23 protein-coding genes are annotated in these 25,238 nt (G+C 61.9%); 6 read left to right on the plus strand and 17 right to left on the minus strand.

The features are described 5' to 3' along the window. The first annotated feature begins 77 nt into the window (after nucleotides 1-77). Complete coding sequence (locus tag QOV41_RS07800) at nucleotides 78-2,060, plus strand: PhoX family protein (RefSeq protein WP_284580600.1); 1,983 nt, start codon at nucleotides 78-80, stop codon at nucleotides 2,058-2,060. Nucleotides 2,061-2,128: 68 nt separating this feature from the next. Beyond that, the gene (locus QOV41_RS07805) at nucleotides 2,129-2,533 is read left to right on the plus strand and encodes a hypothetical protein (RefSeq protein ID WP_284580602.1); all 405 of its coding nucleotides are present in this window, start codon (nucleotides 2,129-2,131) and stop codon (nucleotides 2,531-2,533) included. A gap of 55 nt (nucleotides 2,534-2,588) precedes the next feature. Here the strand turns inward: QOV41_RS07805 and QOV41_RS07810 are convergent, their stop codons facing one another. Both QOV41_RS07810 and QOV41_RS07815 read right to left on the minus strand, forming a co-directional pair. Beyond that, nucleotides 2,589-3,506: a homoserine O-succinyltransferase gene (locus tag QOV41_RS07810; RefSeq protein ID WP_284580603.1), complete on the minus strand. Its 918-nt coding sequence runs from the start codon at nucleotides 3,504-3,506 to the stop codon at nucleotides 2,589-2,591. A 67-nt stretch (nucleotides 3,507-3,573) separates the two neighbouring features. Next, nucleotides 3,574-4,440 carry an ATPase gene (locus tag QOV41_RS07815; protein ID WP_284580605.1) on the minus strand — a complete coding sequence of 289 codons (867 nt, stop codon included), beginning with the start codon at nucleotides 4,438-4,440 and terminating at the stop codon, nucleotides 3,574-3,576. 252 nt (nucleotides 4,441-4,692) lie between these two features. Here QOV41_RS07815 and flgK point away from each other — a divergent pair, with 252 nt between their 5' ends. Both flgK and QOV41_RS07825 read left to right on the plus strand, forming a co-directional pair. Further along, a complete protein-coding gene (gene flgK, locus QOV41_RS07820; protein WP_284580606.1) occupies nucleotides 4,693-6,519 on the plus strand; it encodes a flagellar hook-associated protein FlgK in 1,827 nt (608 codons plus the stop codon). 12 nt (nucleotides 6,520-6,531) lie between these two features. Beyond that, on the plus strand, nucleotides 6,532-8,592 hold the full coding sequence (locus tag QOV41_RS07825; protein WP_284580607.1) for a hypothetical protein: 2,061 nt from the start codon (nucleotides 6,532-6,534) through the stop codon (nucleotides 8,590-8,592). Nucleotides 8,593-8,677: 85 nt separating this feature from the next. Here QOV41_RS07825 and flaF read toward each other — a convergent pair whose 3' ends face one another. From flaF to QOV41_RS07865, 8 genes are all read right to left on the minus strand, one after another. Then, complete coding sequence (gene flaF / locus QOV41_RS07830; protein WP_284580608.1) at nucleotides 8,678-9,049, minus strand: flagellar biosynthesis regulator FlaF; 372 nt, start codon at nucleotides 9,047-9,049, stop codon at nucleotides 8,678-8,680. Next, nucleotides 9,000-9,425: a flagellar biosynthesis repressor FlbT gene (gene flbT, locus QOV41_RS07835; RefSeq protein WP_284580609.1), complete on the minus strand. Its 426-nt coding sequence runs from the start codon at nucleotides 9,423-9,425 to the stop codon at nucleotides 9,000-9,002. The genes flaF and flbT overlap by 50 nt, the downstream gene beginning before the upstream one ends. Before the next feature lie 108 nt (nucleotides 9,426-9,533). Beyond that, nucleotides 9,534-11,432, minus strand: coding sequence for a flagellin N-terminal helical domain-containing protein (locus QOV41_RS07840; RefSeq protein WP_284580610.1), 1,899 nt, complete (start codon nucleotides 11,430-11,432; stop codon nucleotides 9,534-9,536). A 177-nt stretch (nucleotides 11,433-11,609) separates the two neighbouring features. Then, complete coding sequence (locus tag QOV41_RS07845) at nucleotides 11,610-13,508, minus strand: flagellin N-terminal helical domain-containing protein (RefSeq protein WP_284580612.1); 1,899 nt, start codon at nucleotides 13,506-13,508, stop codon at nucleotides 11,610-11,612. Nucleotides 13,509-13,710: 202 nt separating this feature from the next. Then, nucleotides 13,711-14,049 carry a hypothetical protein gene (locus tag QOV41_RS07850; protein WP_284580613.1) on the minus strand — a complete coding sequence of 113 codons (339 nt, stop codon included), beginning with the start codon at nucleotides 14,047-14,049 and terminating at the stop codon, nucleotides 13,711-13,713. A gap of 101 nt (nucleotides 14,050-14,150) precedes the next feature. After that, entirely contained in the window at nucleotides 14,151-14,618 is a 468-nt protein-coding gene (locus QOV41_RS07855) for a hypothetical protein (protein ID WP_284580614.1), read from the minus strand. Further along, entirely contained in the window at nucleotides 14,615-14,941 is a 327-nt protein-coding gene (locus QOV41_RS07860) for a rod-binding protein (RefSeq protein WP_284580616.1), read from the minus strand. The genes QOV41_RS07855 and QOV41_RS07860 overlap by 4 nt, the downstream gene beginning before the upstream one ends. Beyond that, complete coding sequence (locus QOV41_RS07865) at nucleotides 14,941-16,065, minus strand: flagellar basal body P-ring protein FlgI (RefSeq protein WP_284580617.1); 1,125 nt, start codon at nucleotides 16,063-16,065, stop codon at nucleotides 14,941-14,943. Before QOV41_RS07865 ends, QOV41_RS07860 begins: the two co-directional genes overlap by 1 nt. Nucleotides 16,066-16,313: 248 nt before the next feature. Between QOV41_RS07865 and QOV41_RS07870 the strand changes: the two genes are divergently transcribed. Then, on the plus strand, nucleotides 16,314-16,727 hold the full coding sequence (locus tag QOV41_RS07870; protein WP_284580619.1) for a flagellar assembly protein FliX: 414 nt from the start codon (nucleotides 16,314-16,316) through the stop codon (nucleotides 16,725-16,727). A 151-nt stretch (nucleotides 16,728-16,878) separates the two neighbouring features. Further along, nucleotides 16,879-17,295: an RNA polymerase-binding protein DksA gene (gene dksA / locus QOV41_RS07875; RefSeq protein WP_284580620.1), complete on the plus strand. Its 417-nt coding sequence runs from the start codon at nucleotides 16,879-16,881 to the stop codon at nucleotides 17,293-17,295. A gap of 39 nt (nucleotides 17,296-17,334) precedes the next feature. Here dksA and QOV41_RS07880 read toward each other — a convergent pair whose 3' ends face one another. From QOV41_RS07880 to flgF, 7 genes are all read right to left on the minus strand, one after another. Continuing rightward, the gene (locus QOV41_RS07880) at nucleotides 17,335-19,941 is read right to left on the minus strand and encodes a GAF domain-containing hybrid sensor histidine kinase/response regulator (protein ID WP_284580621.1); all 2,607 of its coding nucleotides are present in this window, start codon (nucleotides 19,939-19,941) and stop codon (nucleotides 17,335-17,337) included. Nucleotides 19,942-20,008: 67 nt separating this feature from the next. Then, the gene (locus QOV41_RS07885) at nucleotides 20,009-21,505 is read right to left on the minus strand and encodes a carboxypeptidase M32 (protein ID WP_284580623.1); all 1,497 of its coding nucleotides are present in this window, start codon (nucleotides 21,503-21,505) and stop codon (nucleotides 20,009-20,011) included. 62 nt (nucleotides 21,506-21,567) lie between these two features. Then, nucleotides 21,568-21,738 carry a hypothetical protein gene (locus QOV41_RS07890; RefSeq protein WP_284580624.1) on the minus strand — a complete coding sequence of 57 codons (171 nt, stop codon included), beginning with the start codon at nucleotides 21,736-21,738 and terminating at the stop codon, nucleotides 21,568-21,570. Between the two features lie 185 nt (nucleotides 21,739-21,923). After that, nucleotides 21,924-22,661: a flagellar basal body L-ring protein FlgH gene (gene flgH / locus QOV41_RS07895; protein ID WP_284580626.1), complete on the minus strand. Its 738-nt coding sequence runs from the start codon at nucleotides 22,659-22,661 to the stop codon at nucleotides 21,924-21,926. Nucleotides 22,662-22,682: 21 nt separating this feature from the next. Next, on the minus strand, nucleotides 22,683-23,627 hold the full coding sequence (gene flgA, locus QOV41_RS07900) for a flagellar basal body P-ring formation chaperone FlgA (protein ID WP_284580627.1): 945 nt from the start codon (nucleotides 23,625-23,627) through the stop codon (nucleotides 22,683-22,685). 13 nt (nucleotides 23,628-23,640) lie between these two features. Continuing rightward, the gene (gene flgG, locus QOV41_RS07905; protein WP_284580629.1) at nucleotides 23,641-24,426 is read right to left on the minus strand and encodes a flagellar basal-body rod protein FlgG; all 786 of its coding nucleotides are present in this window, start codon (nucleotides 24,424-24,426) and stop codon (nucleotides 23,641-23,643) included. A 14-nt stretch (nucleotides 24,427-24,440) separates the two neighbouring features. Beyond that, complete coding sequence (gene flgF / locus QOV41_RS07910; protein ID WP_284581222.1) at nucleotides 24,441-25,178, minus strand: flagellar basal-body rod protein FlgF; 738 nt, start codon at nucleotides 25,176-25,178, stop codon at nucleotides 24,441-24,443. Between the last annotated feature and the right edge of the window lie 60 nt (nucleotides 25,179-25,238).

Genomic DNA, 25,238 nt, shown 5'->3' on the forward strand with positions numbered 1-25,238 from the left:
GCTGTCAAAGCACAGCCCTAAACACTGGAACCGTTCAAAACTGAACGCCTGCCCAGCTGTTGAGGAGCTCCGCGCCCATGACCGACAAACCGACTTTCCCTACCCAGGGACTCGAAACCGCCGAGTTCGACCCGACCAATACTTCCCAGAATCGCACCATGGGCGAGATCATTGCTGCGCGCTTCTCGCGCCGCGGCTTTCTCCAGGGATCGCTCGCCGTTTCCGCTATCGCCGCCACCGTTGGCCCGGCTGCCCTGCTGAGCGCGCCGCGCGCTGAAGCCCAGGAAGGCAGCTCGGCCTTCTCGTTCCCCGAAGTCACTGCCGGTGTTGACGCCAACCACCACGTCGCCGAAGGCTATGACGCCAAGATCCTGATGCGCTGGGGCGACCCGGTAGTCTCGGGCGCTCCCGAATTCGATCCTGAGAACCAGACTGCCGAAGCCCAGGCCGGCCAGTTCGGCTATAACAACGATTACGTCGGCTACATCCCGCTAGACGGCTCGGACGAGCATGGCCTGCTGGTCGTGAACCACGAATATACCAACCCGCACCTGATGTTCCCGGGCCTGGTCGAGATTGTCGACGGCGAAGCCGTGCAGGGCGACCTTTCCGAAGAGCAGGTCGATATAGAGCTGGCCGCTCATGGTGGCTCAATCATCGAAATCGAGAAGGTCGACGGCCAGTGGCGCCGCGTTGCCGATAGCAAGTACAACCGCCGCATCACCGGCACGACGCCGACCTTGGTTACCGGCCCTGCCGCCGGTCACGACCGCCTCAAGACCAGCGCCGACGCAACCGGCACCGAAGTGCTCGGCACGCTCAATAACTGTGCTGGTGGCGTTACGCCCTGGGGCACCTACCTTATGGCCGAAGAGAACTTCCACGGCTACTTCGCCGGCGAACTGCCGGAAGGTCACGCCGAGGCGGCCAACTACGAGCGCCTGGGTGGTCCCGGCGGCTGGTACCAGTGGCACAACTACCACGACCGGTTCGACGTCTCCAAGGAACCCAACGAGATGAACCGCTTCGGCTATGTCGTCGAAGTGGATCCGATGGATCCGAACTCGGTCCCCAAGAAGCGCACCGCACTGGGCCGCTTCAAGCATGAAGGCGCCGCGAGCATCGTTGCTCCCAACGGCCAGGTCGTCCTGTATTCGGGTGACGACGAGCGCTTCGACTATGTCTACAAGTTCGTGACCGCCGGCACCTATAACGCCGATGATCGCGCCGCCAACATGGACCTGCTCGACGAAGGCACGCTCTACGTTGCCAAGTTCGAAGAAGACGGCACCATGGAATGGATGCCGATGATCCATGGCGAAGGCCCGCTGACCGCCGAGAACGGCTTCAACAGCCAGGCCGACGTGGTCATTGAGACCCGCCGCGCTGCCGACCTGCTGGGCGCCACCAAGATGGATCGGCCCGAGGACATCCAGCCCAATAGCGGCAGTGGCAAGGTCTATGTCATGCTGACCAACAACACCCGCCGCACGGAAGAAGAGGTCAACGCCGCCAATCCGCGCGCCGAGAACGCCTTCGGCCACATCATCGAGATTGCCGAAGACGATGGTGACTTCGCCGCCACCTCGGGCACCTGGGAAATCCTGCTCAAGTGCGGCGATCCCTCGATTGCCGAAGTTGGCGCCACCTTTACCACCGACACTTCGGAAAACGGCTGGTTCGGCATGCCCGACAACGCCGCCGTGGACGCCGATGGCCGCCTGTGGGTTTCGACCGACGGCAACAACCCAACCGACACCGGCCGTACCGATGGCTTGTGGGCCGTGGACACGGAAGGCAATGCCCGCGGCACCTCGCGCCTGTTCTTCCGCGTACCGGTCGGCGCCGAAATGTGTGGTCCGGTCTTCACGGGCAATGGTGAGACCCTGTTCCTAGCCGTGCAGCATCCGGCCGATGGTGGCGAAGACTGGGAAGGCCATGGCCGCCCATCCTACTACGAGGACCTTTCGACCCGCTGGCCCGACTTCAACGACAACATGCCGGTGCGCCCATCGGTGGTGGTCGTGACCAAGCAGGGTGGCGGCAAGATCGCTGTCTAGAAGTGATGGGGGGAGGGCAACAGTCTTCCCCCTTCTGCTTTCTACCTGACCACTCAAGGAGCTCAGACATGATTTTCAAAGCAAGTCTCGCTGCCATTCTCCTCGCTGGCACGTTCGCCGTGCCCGCTTTCGCTCAGGAGACCATTGCCGGCATGACCATCCCGCAAGAGGAGATGGGCATCGTCGAGAACCACTGTGCAGCGCTTGCCGCTGCTGCTCGCGTGGAGATGGGGGAGCCGACGGACAATAAGGCCGCGGGCCAGGACGACGACGAAGAGAACCCCGGTGCCGAGGGCGATGGCGCCTTGACCGCTGGCCAGGACAATGCCGTTGGCCGGACCTCCGTCACCGAGCTGGATGACGAAACTGAATATGAAGAGCAGGACGACAGCGATCTCGATATCGATGCGATCACGCTTGAGGATTGCCAGGAAGCCGGCCTCGCTGACGAGGGCGACGACGCTGCCGAATAACAAGACGCGCTAGCAACAAGGAATGGCCGTCCCAAGGGGCGGCCATTTGCTTGCGTTACCCAGCAGCGCCGACCTCGCTCAGATCATAGGGCGTGGTCTGATAGATCTCGTTGATCCAGTTCTGGAACAGCAGGTGGGCATGGCTGCGCCAGCGGTTCTCCGGCTCCTGGGCGGGATCGTTGTTGGGGAAGAGATTGGCTGGCGGCGGTGTATCGAGGCCGGAAGTGCGGTCGCGCTCATATTCGTCCGCCAGCGAGCGGTTGTCGTATTCCAGATGGTTCAGGAAATACACCGCCCGCTGCACCTTGTCGCCCAGCATGCAGACGCCAATCTCGGGATTGTCGATCAGGATCTCGAGGTTCTCGCCTAGGCTCGCTCGATCGATGTCGTTGTAGCGAGACACCGGGATCATGGGACTGTCGGACATGCCCCGCAGGAACGGCGAGCGGGAATTGACCACCTGGTGCCGGAAGACGCCAAAGGCCTTGTGATCCATGCGGTAGCGCCGGACGCCATGAAAATGGTGCAGCGCCGCCTGCGCCCCCCAGCAAATGAACATGGTATGGTGCACGTTGGTCTTGGTCCACTCCATGATCTCGATCATTTCGGGCCAGTAGCGCACCTCCTCGAAAGGGATGTGGGCGATGGGTGCGCCGGTGACGATGAAGCCGTCGAACTTCTTTTCGCGCACCTCCTCCCAGGTCTCGTAGAAGGTCTTGAGGTAGTCCTCGGAGGTGTTCTTGGACTGGTGCTCGGTGACGCGCACCAGCGTCAGATCGACCTGCAGCGGCGTTGCGCCGATCAGCCGAGTGAACTGGGTCTCGGTCCGCTCCTTGTTGGGCATGAGGTTGAGCAGGCCGATTTCGAGCGGGCGGATATCCTGCCGGGCGGCGCGGGTCGAGCCCATCACCATTACGCCCTCGTCTTCGAGCGTCTTGCGGGCAGGGAGATTGTCGGGAATTCGGATAGGCATGGCAGCCTCTTAGCTGAGTGCGATGAGAAAGCGATTCAAGCTTGGCGCGTCTCCCGGAGGAGGCGCGCTAGCGCATTCGCTTCTCGATCGCTGCCGCCATGAGGTCGACAAACTCGGCGCCATTGCGCACCGTCGCGAGGTCAGAGGCTTCCACCACATAGCCGAAATTGTCGGCCAGCGCCTGGTAACGCGGCAGCCGGTCATGCAACAGCGCTTCGAAACCCCAGGCGCCAAAGCCCGCCGGATCGACATCGCAGTCCTCGGCGATGTTGTTGAGTGCTTTGTACTCCGCCCATTTCTCCACGAGGAACGGGGGCTGGTAATACATGGGCTTGGGGCTCGCCGTGAAGCGGCGCACCAGCTCAGCCGCGTCCTTGTCGGTGCCGCGAATATAGAGCAGGGCCGTGGAACCGGTGAGCGTCTTTACCACCGGGTCTTGGGCATCATTGGGATCAATGACCTCGATCAGCGAGCCGCCGGTATCGGCGATGAAATCATCGTAGCCGTAGAGCTCCTTGGCCCGCTCGACAAAGTGGGGCACGTCCTGCAGCGCCGCGATTTCGGCGACGCGATGCTGTTCCTGCCGGCGCTGGTATTCGGGCAGGGGCAGGCCACCACGATCCGGATCGCCCGGTGTGCCGAGATAGCTCGAGAGCGGGTCGAGATTGTCGAAGGTGATGTTGGACGAGATGTAGATCGAGTCCGAGCGCAGGAGTTCGGCGAGAAAGGGCACCTTCATCGCCTCGCGCTTGAAATTGTCGACGATGAACTCGCCCATATAGCGAGTGCCGATGCGATAATCGACCGAGTAGTGAAACCACTTGTTGGCGCGCAAGAGGTTGCTCAGCCGCGTCTTGCCGACGCCGGCCATGCCAAAGACGGTCAGTGCCCGGCGTGGTGCCTTGACGAACTCATCGGCGGATTTGAACAGCATTGGGTGCCCCGATATTGTCGGCTCTGCCTTACCGGACGGACGGCGTCGCGACAAGCAGGCGGCAAATTCTGCCGCCTTAACCGGACGCAATTGCCGATTTGGCTCTCGGCTAAGGGCCTTTGACCCTAAATTGCCTAGTTAAAACAATGATCACGGCGGCTGGCACTGCCCTTGCATCGGTCCATTCGAAACCGCGTCCAACGGGTTGCGGTCGGGCATGCCGAATTTCTGTGTCGCCGAAGGTTGTCCTAAATGGGTCTGACGACATCACTGAACAATGCCGTTTCCGGTCTGCGCACCAACCAGGATGCGCTGAGCATCATCAGCCGGAACATCGCCAATTCAGGTACCCCTGGCTATCACCGCCAGTCGCTCAATGTTGTTGACCACAATTCCCAGAACAGCACGTATGCGCGAACTGCCGGTGCAACACGAGCCTTCAACCAGAGCCTGCAGAGCTACTATACCCGCCAGGTCGCAGACACGGCCTATTCCGGCATCCAGGCCAACTATCTTGACCGCTTGCAGGGCGTCCTGGGCAAACCAGGTAGCGCCGGCTCGCTCGACACCCTGTTTTCAGGCATCCAGAACGCGATGCAAGCCGTGGCCACCAGTCCCGACGACTACGTGGCTCGATCACAGGCGGTCGCCCAGGCGCAGACCATGGCCGAGACTCTCAATCGGCTCTCCTCAAACATTCAGGGGATGCGGCAGGAGGCCGAGGGCCAGATTGCCAGCAACGTGCACAATCTCAATGGCATGCTGAACTCCATTGTCGAGGTCAACAAGCGCATGCTCGACCTGGGGGTGGGGGACAGTTCCCGGGCGGCTCTGATGGACCAGCGCGACCGGCTAGTGTCCTCGGTCGCCGAAATGATCGACGTGCGCGCTGACTATCGTGCCGATGGTACCGTGGCGTTGATGACGCGGTCCGGGGTCGGATTGATCGATGGTGGCCTGTCCACGTTCTCGTTTGAGAGTGCAGGCGCGCTGTCCCCCAATTCGACCTTTGATCCCGATCCTACCAAGACCAAGGTCGGCAAGCTCATGCTGACCACCCCCTCGGGGCTGACGTTTGACCTGGTGGCGCAAGGGGTGCTCCAGGGCGGCGAACTGGGTGGGTTGGTCAACTTGCGCGACAAGACCCTTGTGGAAGCGCAAGACCAGCTTGATGAGATCGCTGCCGGACTCGCCCAGGCTTTCTCCACGATACAGAACCCCGGAACGCCAGTGACAGTCGGCGGGGCTCCGGGCTTCGACATCGACATCAGCCAGGTGCAGCCCGGCAACGACGTCTTGTTCACCTATTCAGAGGGCGGGGTGGACCGTCGGGTGCGCCTGGTGAACTCCAGCGAACCGACGGACTATTTCGATGCCAGCGGTCAGCGGGTCATCGGAGTCGACTTCTCGGCAGATCCCGCCACGCTTGCCGCTGAGATCGACGCCAAGTTCCCGCAGCTGGCTTTCAGCAGCACCGGGGCAGGCAATCTGCGCGTTCTGAATAACGGCGCGGAGGTCAAATCTGCCGTGGCGCGATCCACATCGACGGGGTCGCAGGGCGCTGGACTTGGGTTCAACCTGTTTGTGGACCAGGGCAACGCCGCCTTCACCAACAATCTCAACGGCGACCCGCCACAGCGCGAAGGTTTCGCCGCGCGCATTTCCGTCAACCGGGAAGTCTTGGCCGACAATCGGCTCATGGTGCAGTTCGAGGCCGGTGGCACGCTGGGCGATGCGGATCGCGCCAACTACATCATCGACCAGCTCAACAGCATGTCCTTTACGTCAGGCGGTGATCCGGCGGCGAACGCGGGCAAGTTTCAGCTCAACGGCAATCTGGGCGAGGTGATCAGCCAGGTCGTTGGTTTTCAGGGTTCGAGCATCAACGCGGCGTTGACCAAGCGCGACGACCGCCAGCTGACACTTGATACCATCGTCGACCAGATGGAGACCGAATACGGCGTGAATGTCGACGAGGAAATGTCGCGCCTGATGGAAATCCAAAACGCCTATGCGGCCAATGCGCGGGTGGTGTCAGTCGTCAAGGAACTGCTTGACTCCCTGTTTGCCGCCACCTGAGGAGCATCCTAGATGATCGTCAATAAATCCATGTTCCCGCTGCAAACCGGCTTCAGCGTGATCTCGGAGATGCAGGGGCGCTTTGCCAAGCTACAGATGCAGCTTGGCACCGGCATGAAGGCATCCACCCTGGCTGAGATGGGGCGGGATCTGCCACTCTCGCTGTCCGTCCGCTCGCGCCTGGAAAAGATCGAGGGCTTCTCGGCCAATATCGACACCGTCAATCTGCGGCTGAGCTTTCTCGACAAGACCATGACCCGCTTCGACGCCATCGAGGGCGAGGCACGGACCTCGGCCGTGCAGGGTCAATATGGTACCAACAACATCAACATGGCCACCCTGCCGAGCCTATCCAAGGCGCGGCTCGACGAACTCGTCACCTTGCTCAATTCCGATGTGGCGGGGCGTTATCTCTTCGGTGGATCGAACACCGATAGGGCGCCGGTCCCGGACACCACGGCCCTGCTGGAGGGCTTGGGCGGCAAGGCTGGCTTCAAGGCGGTCGTGGGCGAGCGCAAGGCGGCCGATACGGGCGACGGCCGAGGTCGACTGATGACGGGGATCGTGATGGAGCCGGACCCGGCTCTGGACACAGAGGTGACGCTCACCGAGGACGGCATCCATCCGTTCGGGCTTAAATTGTCGGTTCTGTCGACCACGGCTCCCTCGACTGCCGTGGCCGTCGGCGACGTGGACCCTTCGCCAGCGGGTGTGCCGCAGCGCGGGAACACTACGAGCATCACCTTCTCGACCGACCCGGATCAGCAAATCGTGCCGGGACAGAGCATCACGCTTGGCTTCACCCTGCCGGATGGCGGCGAGACGCAGGTGACGATGACGGCAATCTCGGAAGGAACGCCGCTGCCCGGACAGTTCCTCGTGGGCACGGACCCGGAGCTGAATGCCCTGAACTTCAAGACGGCCCTGGATGAGCGGCTGCGTGGCCTGGTGAACGCCGAGCTTGCTGCAGCTTCGACCTATGAAGCCGCCGAAAATTTCTTCAACGGCCCTGGTGAACCGGTACTGCGCGTCGACGGGGACCCAGCGACTGCAACGGCGCTCAAGGTGGGCACGGCGGCCGATACGGTGCTCTGGTATCAGGGGCAGAGCCCCGCGGTATCGGCCAGCGGCATGGGGCGGCTGGGTGTCGGAGTAGATAACGCAACGGTCACGTTATCTGAGGCGGCTCCCAAATCGGAGGCACACGGCTTCCAGATCAGTGGCTTTGCTTCGGCGTCCACCGCCTTCACCATTCCACCGGCGGGTGCCGACCCTAGCAGCACCTCGCTGAGTGTTACTGGAAGTCCCGTTGCGGGAGACACTGTCTCCTTAACCTTGACGGAGCCAAGCGGAAAGACGCGGCAGGTCACGCTGACGGCTGTGACCGGAAAAGCGGGCGCGGGCCAGTTCACCATCGGCCCAACGGGTTCTCCTCTGAGTGCAAACGAGATCGCCAGCAATTTCTCCAAGGCCTTGACCTTGTCGGTCACCGAGGCCGCTGCCGCTGCCGAAGGCAATCCACGGCAGTCGGTTACCGCGCAGGTGGATGACTCCACCCGCGTCAGCTACGGCATCGAAGCCAATGAATCGGGGCTGCTGCGCCTCATGCGCACCATGGCCTCGATGTCGGTCGAAACCTATCCTACCGAGGAGAACATCCGCGCCTATCACGAGCCCGACCGGCTCGCTGCCATGACGCAGCCCGAGGGCGCAGCCCGGACAGCAGCGCTGGAAGCCTACCAGGTCGAGCTCGCCAAGGACATGAACGTCGCCAAGGCGCGGTTCGATGCCATGGCCATCCGCCAGCAGGGCGAGCTCTCCGAAGCCCACAATTCCGAACACGGCTCGATCGAAATCCTCACCATGGAATTGGGCGTGGCGCGCGGCACGCTGAACAACTCAGCCAAGCGCCACACCGACTATAAGGCACAGCTGGACAACCTCCTGAGCGATGTGGAGACGGTGTCCAAGGAGGAGGTCGCCATGGAGATCCTGGCGCTGCAGACCCGCCTCCAGGCGAGCTATCAGGTTACCTCCATGGTCAGCCAGCTCAGCCTCGTCAACTTCCTCTAGCCATCGCGCTGCACCAACAGAAAACCCCGCCGAAAGGCGGGGTTTTGTCGTTCAGGAAGCATTCAGTCTCGTGGCAGCTGTCGCGTCACATGCCGCGCAGGCCGGCGGCAATCTGGCGGTTGAGACGCACCAGCACTTCGATCTGCTCAGGCTGCGGATCGGGCGTCAGATTGATTTCGCGGGTCTGGTTCATGATGAACATGCCCAGGTTGGCAATGTTCTGGCGCACTTCGGTGGGCAGGTGGCTGTCTTCCTTGGTCACCGAAGCCATGAAGATGGTCCAGAGCTTGCGATTGAAAGTCAGCGCGGGCTTCAGATCTTCGTAGCTGTCGGGCCAATTATCCCTAACCTTCTGCAGGCCGGCGGCCGCCTTCATCAGGAGTGCGGATTCACGTTCGCGAGGAGACTCAACGACTTTCGCCGTCTGCTGATAGGCCTGGGCGCCTTGCTGATGCATTGGAGAGAAGGTCCTGTTCGTATTCGATGAGCCGATTGGCGGCCTTGAGAGCTTTGTAAAGCTGGCCGGTTAATATCTCGTTGTTGATTTGATTAACTATCTCGGCGGAAGACGGAACCGCGGCGAGGAAGTCGTTGACCAGCGAGAAATAGGCGTCCCGCGTCTTCTCCACATCATCGTCGATATACATGAGCTGCACGGCCAGATAGATGCGCTTGGCCGGCGTGTTGGCACTGGCGGCGGTCAGAATGTCCTTCTCGCGCAGGATCGGCGCGCGCCCCTCGATAAACAGCCGCGTCCGCTGGTCGGAATTAGTGATGATGCAATTGCCAACGAGGAGCTTCTCGCCTGGTTTGAGTTCCACCTTGAGGGCCATTGCCGGGTCTCCGCGATTGGCTGTGCGCCTGCCTCAATAGCGCGCCAATTCTCCTAAAACAATGAAGGCGGGCCGGGGCCCGCCTTTTGAATCTTGCTGTGTCGGAGCCTACTGGAGAAGCTGCAGGATCGACTGGTCGGCCTGCGACGCGAGCGACAGCGAGTTCTGCGACAGCTGCTGGCGGGTTTGGAGCGCGAGCAGGTTGGCAGCTTCGGTGTTCATGTCGGCGAGCGTGAGGTTTCCGGCGCCGCTCTCGAGCGTGTCGATCATGGCCGTGGTGAAGGACTTCCGGTTTTCAACGATGGAGAGATTAGAGCCGAAAGTAGAGGCCTGTGAACGAACCTCGTCCAGTGCGGCTTTGAGGTTCGTAAGAAGACCATCGATTGTACCGTCACTATCGAGTTGCTCTTCCTCCAGCTGCGTCGGGACACCAAGGTTAAGTGCGTTGACGGTTTCGCCGCTCGTGGTTTGGATATCGAGGGCGGACGTTCCAGTTTCGTTGAAGGTGATGGTGAGCTTGTCGCCGCGGAGCAGGTTGATACCGTTGAAGGAGGCATCGTCGGCGAGCTTGTCGAGCTGGTCGCGCAGTTCGTTGAACTGATCGGCCAGGCCTGCACGAACCGAGTTACCCTCGATCGACTTGCGCATGGTGGCATCAGCAACGCTGACGCCGTCGGCGACGCCCAGGGAGTTCACGCCGTTGACGCTGAGTTCCTGGGTAGACTGGTTCTCGATGCGCAGTTTGCCGTTGTCATTGGACGCACGCAGCTTTCCGTAGAGCTCGTTGGCGGTGCCGTCGGTCTTGGTTTTGGAGTTGATCTCGGTGACCAGTTCGTCAACAGTCTTGGTTGCCCCGCCGTTCTCCGCCGGAGCAAGCGTTTGACGCTGGGCCGGCGCACCGAACACGGAATTGGCATGGCCGCTGCTTGCAACAGTGTCAGTGACGGTGATCGCCGTTCCAGTGCCGTCAGCGGGGCCGGTGAGAACAAGACGACCATCTTTAGCTGATGCTGTCAGCGTAAACCGATCGGCCTCGGCAAGTCCCGCATTCTTGGCCGTGATTGCGTCGTTGATGGCCTTGGCCGCCTTGTCGGCGGTATCGTGAACGTTGCCATTCAGAGCAACGTCAATGGTTTCACCTTCATAGCCGATGGTGAAGTTGGCGTTCTGAACAAGGGTGCTGGAGGAAGAGAATGTTCCTACGCCGGCGGTAGAAGCCATTGTGTCCGTGCCGCCGCCATCATCCGGTGTAGCGGTGACTGCCATTGTAGAGGTGGCGCCCTCGGAAGTGGAGCGGAACTCGATTGCGTTAGCTGTCCCACCAATGGTCACACTGTCCGAAAGATCGGCTGCCTCAACCGCCAGCCGTAGGGCAGAGCGCATCTGTTCCGCGGTGGTGATTTCCCCGTCGGTGGCAACCTGGTCGGCGATCGCTTTGGTAACGGTGACGGTGGCAGGCGAGCCGCCATCAACAGTGACAGCGAAATCGATCTTGTCATCGGCGTGATCAAAGTTGGCGGCCGCGAAGGTTGCACTTACGGCACCCTGCGCTTTGACCAGGGCATAATCGGCACCGGATGTGATGGACGCTGGCACGGCCTTGGTGAGAGAAACGTCACTTGTTCCAGTCAGCGCGCCACCCGAAAAGCTGACGTTGCCAGTCGCGTTCTCGCCAATCGTGTATGAAGCGGTCTGGAAGGACTTGTCCTGGCGGGCCTGACGCAAGGTCGACTGCATCGATTCAAGCGTCTTGGTCATGGCCGAAAGGCCGTTGTCAGCAGCTTCAAGCGTTTGGATGCCGTTCGCCATCGAGTCGATCAGCGAGTTGAGGTCGCTGGCGCGGTTAGTGAGACCCTTGGCAGTGAACCAACTGGAGGGATTGTCCAGAGCCGAGTTCACCTTATTACCGGTCGCCAGACGATTTTGTGTCGTCGACATCATGTCGGCCGTGCTCTTGAGCGAGAGGAGGTTCGACCGAACGGCCTTTGAGAGGGAGATATCCGCCATTTGTGCAATCCTTGCGATGGGCCCGTCTCGGCCCCTTGAGCAAGGGTTAACAGCGTTTCCTTAAAGGGGCGTTAACCATGCGAATTGACGCTTCGTGAACGCTACCTCTGGTGGTGCAAAGAAGAAAGGGGCGGGTCTTGCGACCCGCTCCTTCCCCTGGATGGTGCTGCCTTCCGCTTAGCGGATGAGCTGCAGGATCGACTGATCGGCCTGCGATGCCAGCGACAGTGAGTTCTGCGACAAGGACTGACGGGTCTGCAGAGCCAACAGGTTCGCAGCTTCCGTGTTCATGTCGGCTAGCGTCAGGTTACCGGCGCCGTCCTCCAGCGTATTGATCATCGACTTGGTGAAGGTCTGGCGGTTCTCGACAATCGATAGGTTCGAACCAAAGCTCGACGCCTGCGAGCGGACATCGTTCAGTGCGGTTTTCAGCTTGGCAAGTTCGGCGTCGATCGTGGTGTCGCTGTCCAGATCCTGCTCTTCTAGGGTGGTCGAAACGCCGAGGTTAGACGAGTTGATGGTCTTGCCTTCTTCGGTCTGAATGTCGATGGACGACGTTCCAGTTTCGTTGAAGGTGATAGCCAGCTTGTCGCCGCGGAGCAGGTTGATACCGTTGAAGGAGGCATCGTCGGCGAGCTTGTCGAGCTGGTCGCGCAGTTCGTTGAACTGATCGGCCAGGCCTGCACGAACCGAGTTACCCTCGATCGACTTGCGCATGGTGGCATCAGCAACGCTGACGCCGTCGGCGACGCCCAGGGAGTTCACGCCGTTGACGCTGAGTTCCTGGGTAGACTGGTTCTCGATGCGCAGTTTGCCGTTGTCATTGGACGCACGCAGCTTTCCGTAGAGCTCGTTGGCGGTGCCGTCGGTCTTGGTTTTGGAGTTGATCTCGGTGACCAGTTCGTCAACAGTCTTGGTTGCCCCGCCGTTCTCCGCCGGAGCAAGCGTTTGACGCTGGGCCGGCGCACCGAACACGGAATTGGCATGGCCGCTGCTTGCAACAGTGTCAGTGACGGTGATCGCCGTTCCAGTGCCGTCAGCGGGGCCGGTGAGAACAAGACGACCATCTTTAGCTGATGCTGTCAGCGTAAACCGATCGGCCTCGGCAAGTCCCGCATTCTTGGCCGTGATTGCGTCGTTGATGGCCTTGGCCGCCTTGTCGGCGGTATCGTGAACGTTGCCATTCAGAGCAACGTCAATGGTTTCACCTTCATAGCCGATGGTGAAGTTGGCGTTCTGAACAAGGGTGCTGGAGGAAGAGAATGTTCCTACGCCGGCGGTAGAAGCCATTGTGTCCGTGCCGCCGCCATCATCCGGTGTAGCGGTGACTGCCATTGTAGAGGTGGCGCCCTCGGAAGTGGAGCGGAACTCGATTGCGTTAGCTGTCCCACCAATGGTCACACTGTCCGAAAGATCGGCTGCCTCAACCGCCAGCCGTAGGGCAGAGCGCATCTGTTCCGCGGTGGTGATTTCCCCGTCGGTGGCAACCTGGTCGGCGATCGCTTTGGTAACGGTGACGGTGGCAGGCGAGCCGCCATCAACAGTGACAGCGAAATCGATCTTGTCATCGGCGTGATCAAAGTTGGCGGCCGCGAAGGTTGCACTTACGGCACCCTGCGCTTTGACCAGGGCATAATCGGCACCGGATGTGATGGACGCTGGCACGGCCTTGGTGAGAGAAACGTCACTTGTTCCAGTCAGCGCGCCACCCGAAAAGCTGACGTTGCCAGTCGCGTTCTCGCCAATCGTGTATGAAGCGGTCTGGAAGGACTTGTCCTGGCGGGCCTGACGCAAGGTCGACTGCATCGATTCAAGCGTCTTGGTCATGGCCGAAAGGCCGTTGTCAGCAGCTTCAAGCGTCTTGACGCCGTTAGCCATCGAATCCATCAGCGAGTTGAGGTCGCTGGCGCGGTTAGTGAGACCCTTGGCAGTGAACCAACTGGAGGGATTGTCCAGAGCCGAGTTCACCTTATTACCGGTCGCCAGACGGTTCTGGGTAGAGGCCATCATGTCGGCCGTGCCCTTGAGGGACAGCAGGTTGGAGCGGACGGACTTGGAGAGGGAGATATCAGCCATTTGTGGCAGATCCTTTTCTAGGATTACGCAAACTACGATGCCTCTTCCTGAGGCAGGGCGATCCTTGTCCGGCAGGCTCTAAAGAAGGGTTAAGTGGGTGATGAAGATTTGGGCAAAGTTGGTTGCCCGGTCGCCGCGCGGCCAGCAAAAGGCCCATGCAGCGGGGGCTACATGGGCTTTGCTGAGGTTCAGGGATGCTTAACTAGACCGAGAGGTCCTTGAGGCGCGCCTGGTATTCGGGCGGGATCGGGGCGGAGCCGATGCGGCGGACGAGTTCGGCCATACTCTGGGGCCGCGGGGGCAGGGCGCCGGAGATGACGGCGGCGGCGAAGCTGGCGCTGGCGTCGGGCTTGGCGGGTTTGTCCTGGCGTGATTGCTGCTCTTCGCGCTGCGGGAACTGGCGGGTGCTGTCGGGCGGCTTGCGGGCAGGCGGGGTGCTCTGGGGCAGGACGGTGCGCTCGCCGGCCGCGGGGCGGTGGCGATGATCGCCCAGTTGGGTCTGGGTGGGCACGACCGGCTCGGGCGCGATGGGCGTAACCATGACACTGTCCTCGCATATGGAAATGCAGAAGCAGGTTAGGCGAGCCGAATTGCCGGCGTCCTACGACGGGCGCCGGCATTTGAAGCGAAGTTTAGCGGTATCTAAAGCGCGCGATTGAGCGCCAAGCCACGCGCGGACGCCGACGGGTCGCTGGCGATGGTGCCGGCGGCGCCATAGGTTTTGGCGCGGTTCTGCTGGCCCATTATGCGGGCCACGTCGCTCAGGACATCCTCGGTGACGGTGCGGGCGGTGGCGAGGACGCGCAGGTTTTCGGCCATTTGCGTCGCCAGCCGTTCATGGCCCAGGCGCAGGCGCTCGACTGCGTCCGGAGCGTCAGCCTTAAGGCGGGGGCTCTGGCGCTGAACGGACCGGGCAAAGCCGACATAATCCTGCGCGAGGCGCGTTTTTTCGGGTGTGAGCGCCGAGGCCTCGCGCATATGACCGGCACGGAGCAGGGTGGTTTCCTGGTTCATCACATCGACCAGGGCCGCAAGGGTGGTCTCGGCGTGCTGGCAGAGTTCGGTGGCGGGGAGGCTGTCGAGAGCGGCGAGGCGGGCGGCGGCGGTCATGGATGAGCTCCCTTGGTGGGCATGATCTTGTTCTGGTTGTTGGCGGCTTCCTGCATCGCCAGGAGGTCGGGCAGGAGTTGTTCGGCAATGCCCAGGCCGCCATTCTGGGCCATGGAGGCGGCGAGCTGTTCGGACTGCATGGAGCGCCAGGTTTCCTCGCCGAAGCCACCGCCAAAGGCGCTCTGGTCGGTCTTGAGGCTGGAGAAGAGTTCCTTGGTCAGCGTGTTGAGGAACACGCCCTCGAACTCTTCGGCCTGGTGGCGCACGCGGGCGATCTGTTGGGGTGTGAGGGAACTGCCGGGCTGGCGGATGTCGCTGATCATCAGATCACCTCGATTTCGGCCTGGAGGGCACCGGTGGCCTTGATGGCCTGGAGAATGGCGATGAGGTCGCGCGGGCCGATGCCCAGGGCATTGAGTCCGTCGACCAGTTCCTGCAGCGTCACCGAACCCTGCACCACTTGAAGGGCGGTGTCGGACATTGTGGCGTCGAGCTGCGTATTGGGCTCGACCGCCGTAACGCCGTTGGCGAGCGGATTGGGCTGCACCACTTCGGGGTTTTCGGCGATGCTGACGGTGAGATTGGACTGGGCCACAGCAACGCTCGACACCCGCACATCCTTGCCCATGACGATGATGCCGGAATTCTCGTCGATGACGATCTTGGCGGGTTGATCGGTTTCCACCATCAGCTGTTCGACGTCAGTGAGGAGGTCGACGATATTGCCGTTGAAGCCATGGGGCAGGGTCAGCCGCACGGTGGCAGGATCTTCGGGCACGGCCGTCGGCGCACCGATGAAATCGTTGATCGAGAGCGCAATGCGACGGGCGGTGGTGAGGTCGGGATTGCGTAGGGCCAGCCGGAGCGAGGTCTGCGCGCCAAGCTGGAAATCGATTTCCCGCTCAATCAGCCCACCCGAGGAAATGCGGCCGGTGGTCGGCACGCCCGAGATGATGGTGGCAGCATCGCCCTCGGCCTTGAAGCCATTGATGCTCACCGGTCCTTGCGCAATGGCGTAGACCTCCCCGTCCGCCCCGAGCAGCGGGGTGACAAGGAGGGTGCCGCCCTGAAGGCTGTCGGAATCGCCGAGCGCGGCTACGGACACATCGATGCGCGTACCTTGCGTGCCGAAGGGCGGTAGATTGGCCGTGACCATCACCGCGGCGACGTTGGCCGTCCGGACGTTCTCGCCGGCGGTGTTGACGCCGAGCCGCTCGAGCATGGACTGGAGCGATTGCTTGGTGAAGGGCGCGTTGTTGAGGCTGTCGCCCGTGCCATTGAGGCCAACCACGAGACCATAGCCCACCAGCTGGTTCTCGCGGATGCCCTCCATATCCACGATGTCCTTGATGCGGGCAGCGGCACCCAGAGCTGGCGCCAGCGGGGCAAACGAGAGCGTGACGCTGAGAAGGGCGGCGATGGCGGCGCGCAGGTGTTTGTGCATCATCGGTACTTCCAAATTCCGCGGGCGTGGGCCGCGGCTAGGCATTCGGGAGCGATGTTGCGAAAAGCGTGCCAATGCCGGGGCCGACCGGGTCGAGCCCTGACTTTGCTAGCGTTCTGGGCTGCGGATAGTGGTGGTGGCGCTTGGCTTCATGCCTGCTAAGCACAAATTGCCGAGTGCTTTAAGGCTCTGTTAACCAGGCTGGGCAGATTTTGCCGGGGAAGGCACCACGGCGAAACGAGTCTCCACCAGTGCGCATCGAAACCAAGCGGACCAACAGCGTTGGCAAGAGCAGTAGCGGCAGCCGCCCAGGCTCCGGTCCGGCTTTCGTGCCTGCCGGCGAAAACGCACCGGCGCGCATTGCGGCCGCGGCACCCGTCGCGTCTGCCGCCGGCATCGACGCGATCCTGGCGCTCCAGGGGGTAGAAGATGCCACAACAGGTCGAAAGCGAGCAGTTCGGCGCGGAGGCGCGCTGCTCGACATGCTCGATGACATCAAAGCGGATCTCCTGATTGGCCGCATCAGCCTCGACCGGCTCGATCACCTATCGGGTCTCCTCAACGATGCGCGGGAGCGCTCCGTACCCGAATTGGATGGGGTACTCGACGAGATCGAATTACGCGTTCGGGTGGAGTTGGCCAAGTTTGGTCGCTTCCCCGCCTGACATCGGTCATCAAATTGTTGTCAAAGCTGAGTTATGCGCCTCACCGTTGCTGGCGAGGGCGTGTTAAGCAGCCCCGCTTTGTGCGCTTGCCGCAGATCGAGCTGGCGCATATACAGGCCGCCCTAGGGGCGCATTGGAGTTGAGTCTGCTGATGTCTTCTGTTGAGCTTGTTGACTACCGGCCGAGTGACGACGAGCCGTTCATGAATCCACGGCAGCGGGAGTACTTCCGGGCCAAGCTCCTGGCGTGGAAAGACGAGATCCTGCGGGAGAGCCGCGAGACGCTGGATAATCTCCAGGAAGAATCGCAGAACCATCCCGACATGGCCGACCGCGCCAGCTCGGAAAGCGATCGTTCGCTGGAACTGCGCACAAGGGATCGGCAGCGCAAGCTGATCGCCAAGATCGACTCCGCGCTCAAGCGGATTGACGATGGCACTTATGGGTATTGCGAGGAAACCGGCGATCCAATCGGCCTGGCCCGGCTCGATGCTCGACCCATCGCTACCCTGAGCCTTGAGGCGCAGGAGATGCATGAGCGTCGCGAAAAGGTTTATCGCGACGAATAGCCGGAAGTGATGTCAGGCCCGCAATCATGCGGGCCTTTTTTACCGGCTGGCGGCCCGGCGTTGCGTCTGGTCTGCCGACATGGCGCGGCTGACCGCATCTTCCAGGTTGGCTTGCGTGAAGGGCTTGGAGAGCCGGGGCAGGGTGGCGTCGGCACCGGGTGGAATATCGGCATAGCCGGTTGCCAGGAGAATAGGCTGGGCTGGGCGAATGGCCCGGATTGTCGCAGCCATTTGCGCGCCCGTCATGCGTGGCATGGCGTGGTCGGTGACAACCAGATCGAAATTTTCCTGCTCGTAGAGTTTCAGCGCTTCGGCTCCCGAATAGGCTTCGCTGACGCGGTGGCCCAGATCTTCGAGCATGGCGACAGTGTTCATCAGCACCAAGGCATCGTCGTCAACCACGAGAATGTTGAGCTTAGCGTTGCTCGGACTGGCGGGCACCGGTTCGTCGGGGGCTGAGACGGTCAGCAGGGGAGCAGCCTTGGCGCCGTGGAGGGCCGGCAGCCAGATTTCCGCTGTGGTGCCTTGCCCGGGATAACTTTTGAGCTGCAGCTTGCCGCCCGATTGCTCGACAAAGCCATGGACCATGGAGAGCCCCAGACCAGTTCCGCGGCCCACGCCCTTGGTGGTGAAGAACGGGTCGGTGGCTCGCTTGAGCGTCGCGGCGTCCATGCCTTCGCCGGTGTCGGTGACCGAGAGGCAGACATAGGTCCCAGGCGCCAGTTCTCCATCGCTTGGGCCGATCTGTTCCTCGCGCGCAGCAATGAGGATCTCGCCCGTGCCGTTCATGGCATCGCGAGCGTTTACCGCCAGGTTAAGCACTGCCGACTCCAGCTGGTTGGCATCGGTATCAACGCTGGGCAGGCCTGATGGGAGCTCGGTCTTGATCTCGACCGTGGGTCCGAGCGAACGTTCCATCAGTTCGGTTAGGCCCGAGATCAGCTCCGAGAGGTCCACCTGCTGGGTCTGCAGCTCCTGCTGGCGCGCAAAGGCCAGCATGCGCGTGGTCAGCGAACTGCCGCGCCGCGCACCCTGGATGGCGTTGTCGATCAGCCGATAAAGGTTTTCGTCCTCGGGCACGCGCTTGCGCAGGAGCTCGAGGCTGCCTGAAACCGCCATCAGGAGATTGTTGAAATCGTGCGCGACGCCGCCGGTCAGATTGCCGATGGCTTCCATCTTCTGGGCTTGCTGCAAGGCCTGTTCGGTCTTGACCCGGGCCGTCGTATCCACCGCTTCGGGCACAAGGGAAATCACCTCGCCCTTTTCGTTGAAGGCGGGGCGCAGCGTGAAATCGAAATTGCGGGTGCCCGCAGCCAATTTGAGCGTAAGGGGCAGCGAGGCAGTCTGGCCGCGGGACGCCTCTTCCACCGCGAGCCGAATGGTATCGGACATGCCGGGGGTGTCGCTGAACCATGGCGTGTCCCAAAGGGGACGGCCAAGCACGTCCTGCCGGGCCGCGCCCATGCCGTTAAGTGCCGTATCGTTGAAATAGAGGACGGTGCCGTCGAGTGCCAACAGCCCCTGGTAGAGGTGGGAGGTGTCGAAGATGGTGCGGATATTCTTTTCGCTCTGGGCCAGCGCGGCAGTCCGCTCCTGAACCATGGCTTCAAGTTGTTCGCGGAACTGCCGCTCGCTGCGCCGTTGCGCCGCCTGCGAACGCACGCGCTCGATATGCGCCCAACTCCGCTCCGTAACTTCGCCCAACAGAGCCAGTTCACGGTCACCCCATTGACGCGGCACCTTGTCGTGGATGGCCATGAGGGCGGTGAGCCGGTCTTGCTTGACGAGCGGCATGCAGATGGTGGCAGCAATACCGATGCTCTGGAAGGTCGCAGCTTCGCTGGGGGCAATCTCCCGCAGATTGTCGTTGATGACGAGGGGCTTGCCTTGGCTGAGATTGGCAACGGCCAGTTCGCCGAAATCGGCCAGGCTGTAGTGGCCGACTATGGAGGGGGAGCCGGGGGCGCTCCAATCCCCACGGATGGTGAAGTGATCCTGGTCGGCTTCCATATCGGCATAGGCGCAATTGCTGACGCCCAGATGCTCGCCCACTGCTTTGGTTGTGATGCGCATCACTTCGTCTGGGTCGACGGCGCTGGCTGTCGCACGGCCGAGTTCATCGAGGAAGCGCAGCCGCTCTTCGTTTTCCTGCAATTGCTTGCTGGCTTGAACGCTCCTGGTGGTCTCCACGACTACGGCGATGACGCCGATGGGGCTTCCGGCCTCGCCGATCACGGGCGAATAATAGAGGTTCATGAACACCTGTTCGGGACGGCCCGAGCGGTGAAGCGTCAGCTCCTGGTCTTCGTAGGAAAGCGTGCCGCCGGCAAGCCCCACCCGCATGACGTTGTCATTGAAGTCGGCAATCTCAGCCCAGCCCTCGCGTACGGCCGATCCCAAGAGCTCGGGATGCCGGCCGCCAGCAAATTCGGAATAGGCATCGTTGTAGATCATCGTGCCGCGCTCGCCCCAGAGGGTGACGATGGGCACGGGGGACCGGAGCAGGACGCCGATGGTTGTCTTGATCGACACGGGCCAGTCCGCGATGGGGCCCATGCCTGTGGTCGTCCAATCAAAGGCGCGAATGCGCTCGGCCATTTCGCGGCCACCGCTCAAGAAGTCGGCGCCGCCACTGCTGGTCTGCATCGAGTGTGTCGTCCTTGTGCCCCGTCACGCAACGCGGTCGCCCAACGCCGGTTCCATGACCTTGCTGCTAGCCGAGGTAGCGCTGACGCAGGTGAGCCTTAAAGAAATCGGCGTTAAGCGGCTCGCCTGTTGCGCGGGTAATGAGGTCGGGGGTTGACCAGCGCGAGCCTTGGCTCCAGATCTGCTCGGCACGCCATTGGTTGACGCGGGCGAAGTCACCCCTCCGCACGTCCTCACGAATGTCGGGCAGGCTTTGTTCGAGGGCGCGCCATTGTTGTGCGGCGATCATGGCGCCGAGCGTGTAGCTGGGGAAGTAGCCAAACGCGCCTGAGGGCCAGTGAACGTCCTGCATCGGGCCGTCCTTTGGGTCGTTGATAGTCGAGATGCCGAGATACTCGGTCATCTTGGCGTCCCACGCCTCGGGAATTTGGCTGGCCTCGAGCTTGCCGCTCACCAGATCCTGCTCCAGCTCGTAGCGCAGGATCACATGCAGCGGGTAGGTGACCTCGTCGGCATCGACGCGGATATAGCCACGCTCGACATGGTTCACCTCGTTGAGAATGTCCGGGATATCCCAGCCGGGTATCGCATCCTCACCCAGGTGGAGATGGACCAGGGGCAGAGCCCATTCCCAGAACTCGGAGCTGCGCGCCAGTTGCATTTCCACGAACAGGGATTGGGACTCGTGAATACCCATGCCGCGTGCCTTGCCAAGCGGCCAATGTGACCACTCCTTGGGGAGCCCCTGCTCGTATAGGGCGTGGCCAGTCTCATGCAGCACGCCCATGAGCGAAGACAAGAACTCATCGGTCCGATAGCGGGTGGTCATGCGCACATCGGTGGGTACGCCGCCGCAGAACGGATGATGGGAGACCGCCAGAGAGCCGTGTGTGAAATCAAAACCCACGCCTCGCATTGCCGCAAGCCCGAGTTCGCGCTGCTTCTCAATCGGGTATGGCGCGTTGAGCGGCTTGCGCGGCCGCACCGACAGGCGTCGCTCCTGGGCGGCCACTGCCTCGGGCACGAAGTCCTTTAGGAAGGTCTTGAGATCATCGAACACCAGATCGAGCTCGGCCGTGCGGTTGCCCGGATCATATTGCTCCATAAGCGCGTCGTAGGGCGCGAGGTCCAGGGCGTCGGCCCGCAATTGCGCTTCTTCGCGCACCAGGGCGACCACGCCTTCAAGCGCAGGGAGGAAACTGTCCCAGTCACCTTTGGCGCGCAGCTCACGCCAGAGCTGTTCGGACCGCATGGTGGCCGCTGTGCGACGCTGCACGAACTCGGTCGGCAGGCAGGTGGCGCTGATGTAATTTTGCTCGAATTCTCCAAGGGCTAGCCGCTGATCCTCAGAAAGAGATTCTTCCCTGGTATCGGCAATCCAGTCCCCAATTTCGGGCGCGGTGGCCTGGGTGTGATAGAGGCCCGCCAAGTGCGACATGGCCTCGGCCCGCTTGTCGCCCCCACCCACGGCCATATGCGTCGCTTCGTCGGCGCCGAGAATGGAGATGGCATGCTCAAGGGCTTCGAGCGTGCGGCCGAGTTCGTCGAGTTTCTGAAAGGACATGGATCACTCCGAAATAGCCGAAATGGTGTTCCATAGCTGAGGACAACGGGCAAGAGGCCCTTTCAGGAGCGACCCTTCTTGTGGTTCCCCACTCGCGTCCAGGCAGCACCCAGAGCCGCGCCGACCGCCAAGCCGACGCCGATCCAAAGCCCGAGATTTTCAAAGGCGATACCCAGAGCTGCCCCCAAAGCAATTCCAAGTGCTACGCCGACCCCCACTTTTGATCCCGACATCTGGCTGACTCCCAAAATGGTGCGTACACTGGCAGCCTTGGTCGCGCCTGAAAAGGGGTAGAGGCGCAGCCGGGGGACTGCGCCTCTTGGGGAAGGTGGCCTCGTTCTGAGGCCGGGTGACGTTGGTCCTTCTGGACCTTCAGGGAGCCTGCCGCAGGCTTGGGGAAGTGCGGCGGGGAAACTGGTTAGAAGGGCAGGATCGCGTCCATGACCTGCTGGCCATAGCGGGGCTGCTGGACGTCGGTGATCTGGCCGCGGCCGCCATAGGCGATGCGTGCCTCGGCAATCTTGGTGGAGGGGATGGTGTTGTTGGCCTGAATGTCCGACGGACGCACAATGCCAGCGACGATGAGGTCGCGGACTTCGAAGTTGACGCGCACTTCCTGGCGCCCTTCGATCACCAGGTTGCCGTTGGGCAGCACCTGCGTCACCACTGCGGCGACGGAAGTCTCAAGGCTCTCTCGGCGGTTAACCGAGCCATTGCCCGAATTCTCCATGCCCGAATTGATGTCGATAATGCCGCTAGGATCGATAGTGCCCGCACTGACATTGTTCACGGCAACGCCGAAGATGCCACCTAGGCCCGCCGAGTTGGTCGAGGACCGGCCGGTCTGGGTCGAGTTGTCGATCTGGGCGCTATCGTCGACCGTGACGATCACGGTCAGGATATCGCCGATACGGTGCGCCCGCTCGTCCTTGAAGAAGCCCTTGGCCGAAGTGCGGTAGAGCGAATTGGGCTGGTAGGTATCGGCGATGGCGGCGGGCATTGGCATGCGCACCGGCTGATAGCCAGCTACAGTGGTTGGATCCTCGATGGCGGTAAGCACTGGTGCATTGCCGACATTGGCGAGGCGATCGGTGGTGTTGCAGCCGGCAAGGGTGGCCGTCAGCGTCAGGAGAGCGGCGAGTTTGAAGAGGTTCATTGGATATTCTCCTGCAGCAGTTCAGAGGCCGGCAATGGCGAGCGGGTCATGGCTGACCTCGACTGCACCTGCGGCGAGGGCGGTGGCGCTGATGACGCGCTTGGACATGAGATTGAGGACCTGGACCGGTTTGCCAGGGGTGGCGCTGGTCAGTGCCTGGCCTTTGACGCTGAGGGTCATTGGTCCTTTGCGGAAGTAAATGGTGACCAGATCGCTCTTGCTGATCAGCATCGGGGTTTGGACGTCCGAGGCTTTGAGCATCATGCCTTCGCGGCTCTGGCGGCTGAGCGACTGACCCACGATGTCCTCGACGCCGACAATGCCAGTCGGCTCGGCGAAGCGCAGGGGTACGGCGCGCATCTCGAGGTGCTCGGGCGCCAGCACGGTGCCGGCCGCTAGGGACGAGACCAGGTGGGGGACTTCGATCATCACCTCGATGGTGCCGGTCAGATCAAGCGGCTGCTCGTATCCCGCCACCACAAAGCGGGCGGTGAAAGCGCCAGTGCCGGGAAGATACCGCAGGCTGACGATCTTGGCGGGTTCGGCAACTGCCTCAGCATTGATAGCGGCGATCGGCTGGGAAAAGAGCGTATCGGCGGACATGCCTTGCCGCAGGATGCCGCGAGCAGTGAGATCGGCAGTGATAAGTTCGTTCAGCAATGCTTCATCAACGAGGGTTGCACTGCGGGTAACCCGCACGGCCTCGAGCCCTGCGGGGTTGAAACCAGTCAGTCCGGCGCGATTGGCTGCCGCCCGTACATCGGCCAGCGGTACGATGCCAGTCGTGCCGGGCTGAGGGGCGCGGAACAGGCCCACCTCGGCTAGGGCACCGGCATCGGCGAACATATCGCCGACCGTTACGACGGGAGCGGCGACTACTACGTCGGACTGCAACATCGGTTCCGCCAGGCAGGTGCCAGCGAGAAGCAGGGTCGAGAGGGTGAGGGCGGTCAGGCGGCGGATCATTATGGCGGCCCTCCTAACGTAGCTGGGTCGTTGACTGCATCATCTCGTCGGCTCCGGAGATGACACGGGAATTCATTTCATAGGCGCGCTGCGCAGCGATCAGATCGGCAATCTCGGTCACCGAATTGACGTTGGCCATTTCCAGGTAGTTCTGCAGCAGATTGCCGGTGCCGTCCGCGTTGGGCACGCCGATCTGCGGTGCCCCGCTCGCCGGCGTCTCTATGAACAAGTTGTCGCCCAGAGACTCAAGACCTGACTTGTTAGCGAATCGGGCCAATAGTATTTGACCCTGCTGCATCGGCTCTGGCGCATTTCCCACGAAGGCCTCGACAGTGCCGTCCGCTGATATTGATACAGAGCGAGCGTCAGCTGGTATGTTAATACCACCTTCTAAAGCGTACCCGCTCGAGGTAACTAGCATGCCATCCGCCGAGCGTTCGAAGGAGCCGTCCCGCGTATATCCGGTGCGGCCGTCGGGCAGTTGCACCATGAAAAAGCCCTCGCCGCGCACGGCAACGTCGAGTTCACGCTCGGTCATGTTGACCGTGCCCTGGCTCATGACGCGGGGTGCCGAGACGGTGCGAACGCCCGAACCGATCTCGAGCCCGGCGGGCAGCATGGTGCCCTGGTCCGAGGTCGTGGAACCGGCGCGGGAGATCTGTTGGTACAGCAGGTCCTCGAACTCGGCCCGCTGGCGCTTGTAGCCAGTGGTCCGCATGTTGGCGATGTTGTTGGAGATGACTTCGACGTTGCGTTCCTGGGCGCTCATGCCGGTCGATGCGATATAGAGTGCTTTCATGGCAGTGCTCCCGATCAGGCGTTGGGTTCGCCCAGGCGCTGGATGGCTGTGCGGCGCATCTCGTCCTGGCGTTGGGTCATGGAGGCTGCCGATTCATAGGCACGCGTCACGCGGATCATCTCTGCCATCTCGCTGACGCCGGACACATTCGACCGCTCGACGAAGCCCTGCATGGTGCGGGTTCCGGTCGCAGCCACAGGTGTGCCGCCAGCGAAAAGGTTGCTACCTTCGCGGGTAAGCTCCTGCGGGTCGGCGAACTCAACGAGGCGGAGACGCCCCTTCGGTCCTTGGCTGGTGCTGATCGAACCGTCGGCGGCGATCAGGATGCCGGTTTCCTCGGGGCCGAACTGGATCGGACCGCCTTCGCCCAGAACGGCGTTGCCGTTGAGGTCCACGAGCGTGCCGTTCGCGTTGATCTGGAAGGAGCCGGACTTGCTCCAGCGCTCGCCGGCCGGGGTTTCGATGGCAAAGAAACCATTGCCGCTGAGGGCGACGTCTAGCTCATTGCCGGTCTGAACCATTGCGCCGGCCGAGAGGTCGTGCACCGTGGTCCAGTCCTGAACGTAGGAGAGGGGTTGGTCGAGGCGCTGGAAGTCGCGGTTGCGGGCGACCGGCATCACATATTCCTCGAAGAGGATGTTTTCTGCCTTGAAGCCAGAGGTGTTGATGTTGGCCATGTTGTTGGCCACCACGTCCATCTGCCGCTGCAGCGCCATCTGCCGCGAGAGGCTGATCAGTTGCGCATTTTCGATCATCGCTGATCCCCGTTAACGTCCCCGGAACTGCCCACTTCCCCAAGCCGGTGGTTCCGC

This window comes from Devosia sp. RR2S18 (assembly GCF_030177755.1).
Taxonomy (GTDB): domain Bacteria; phylum Pseudomonadota; class Alphaproteobacteria; order Rhizobiales; family Devosiaceae; genus Devosia; species Devosia rhizosphaerae.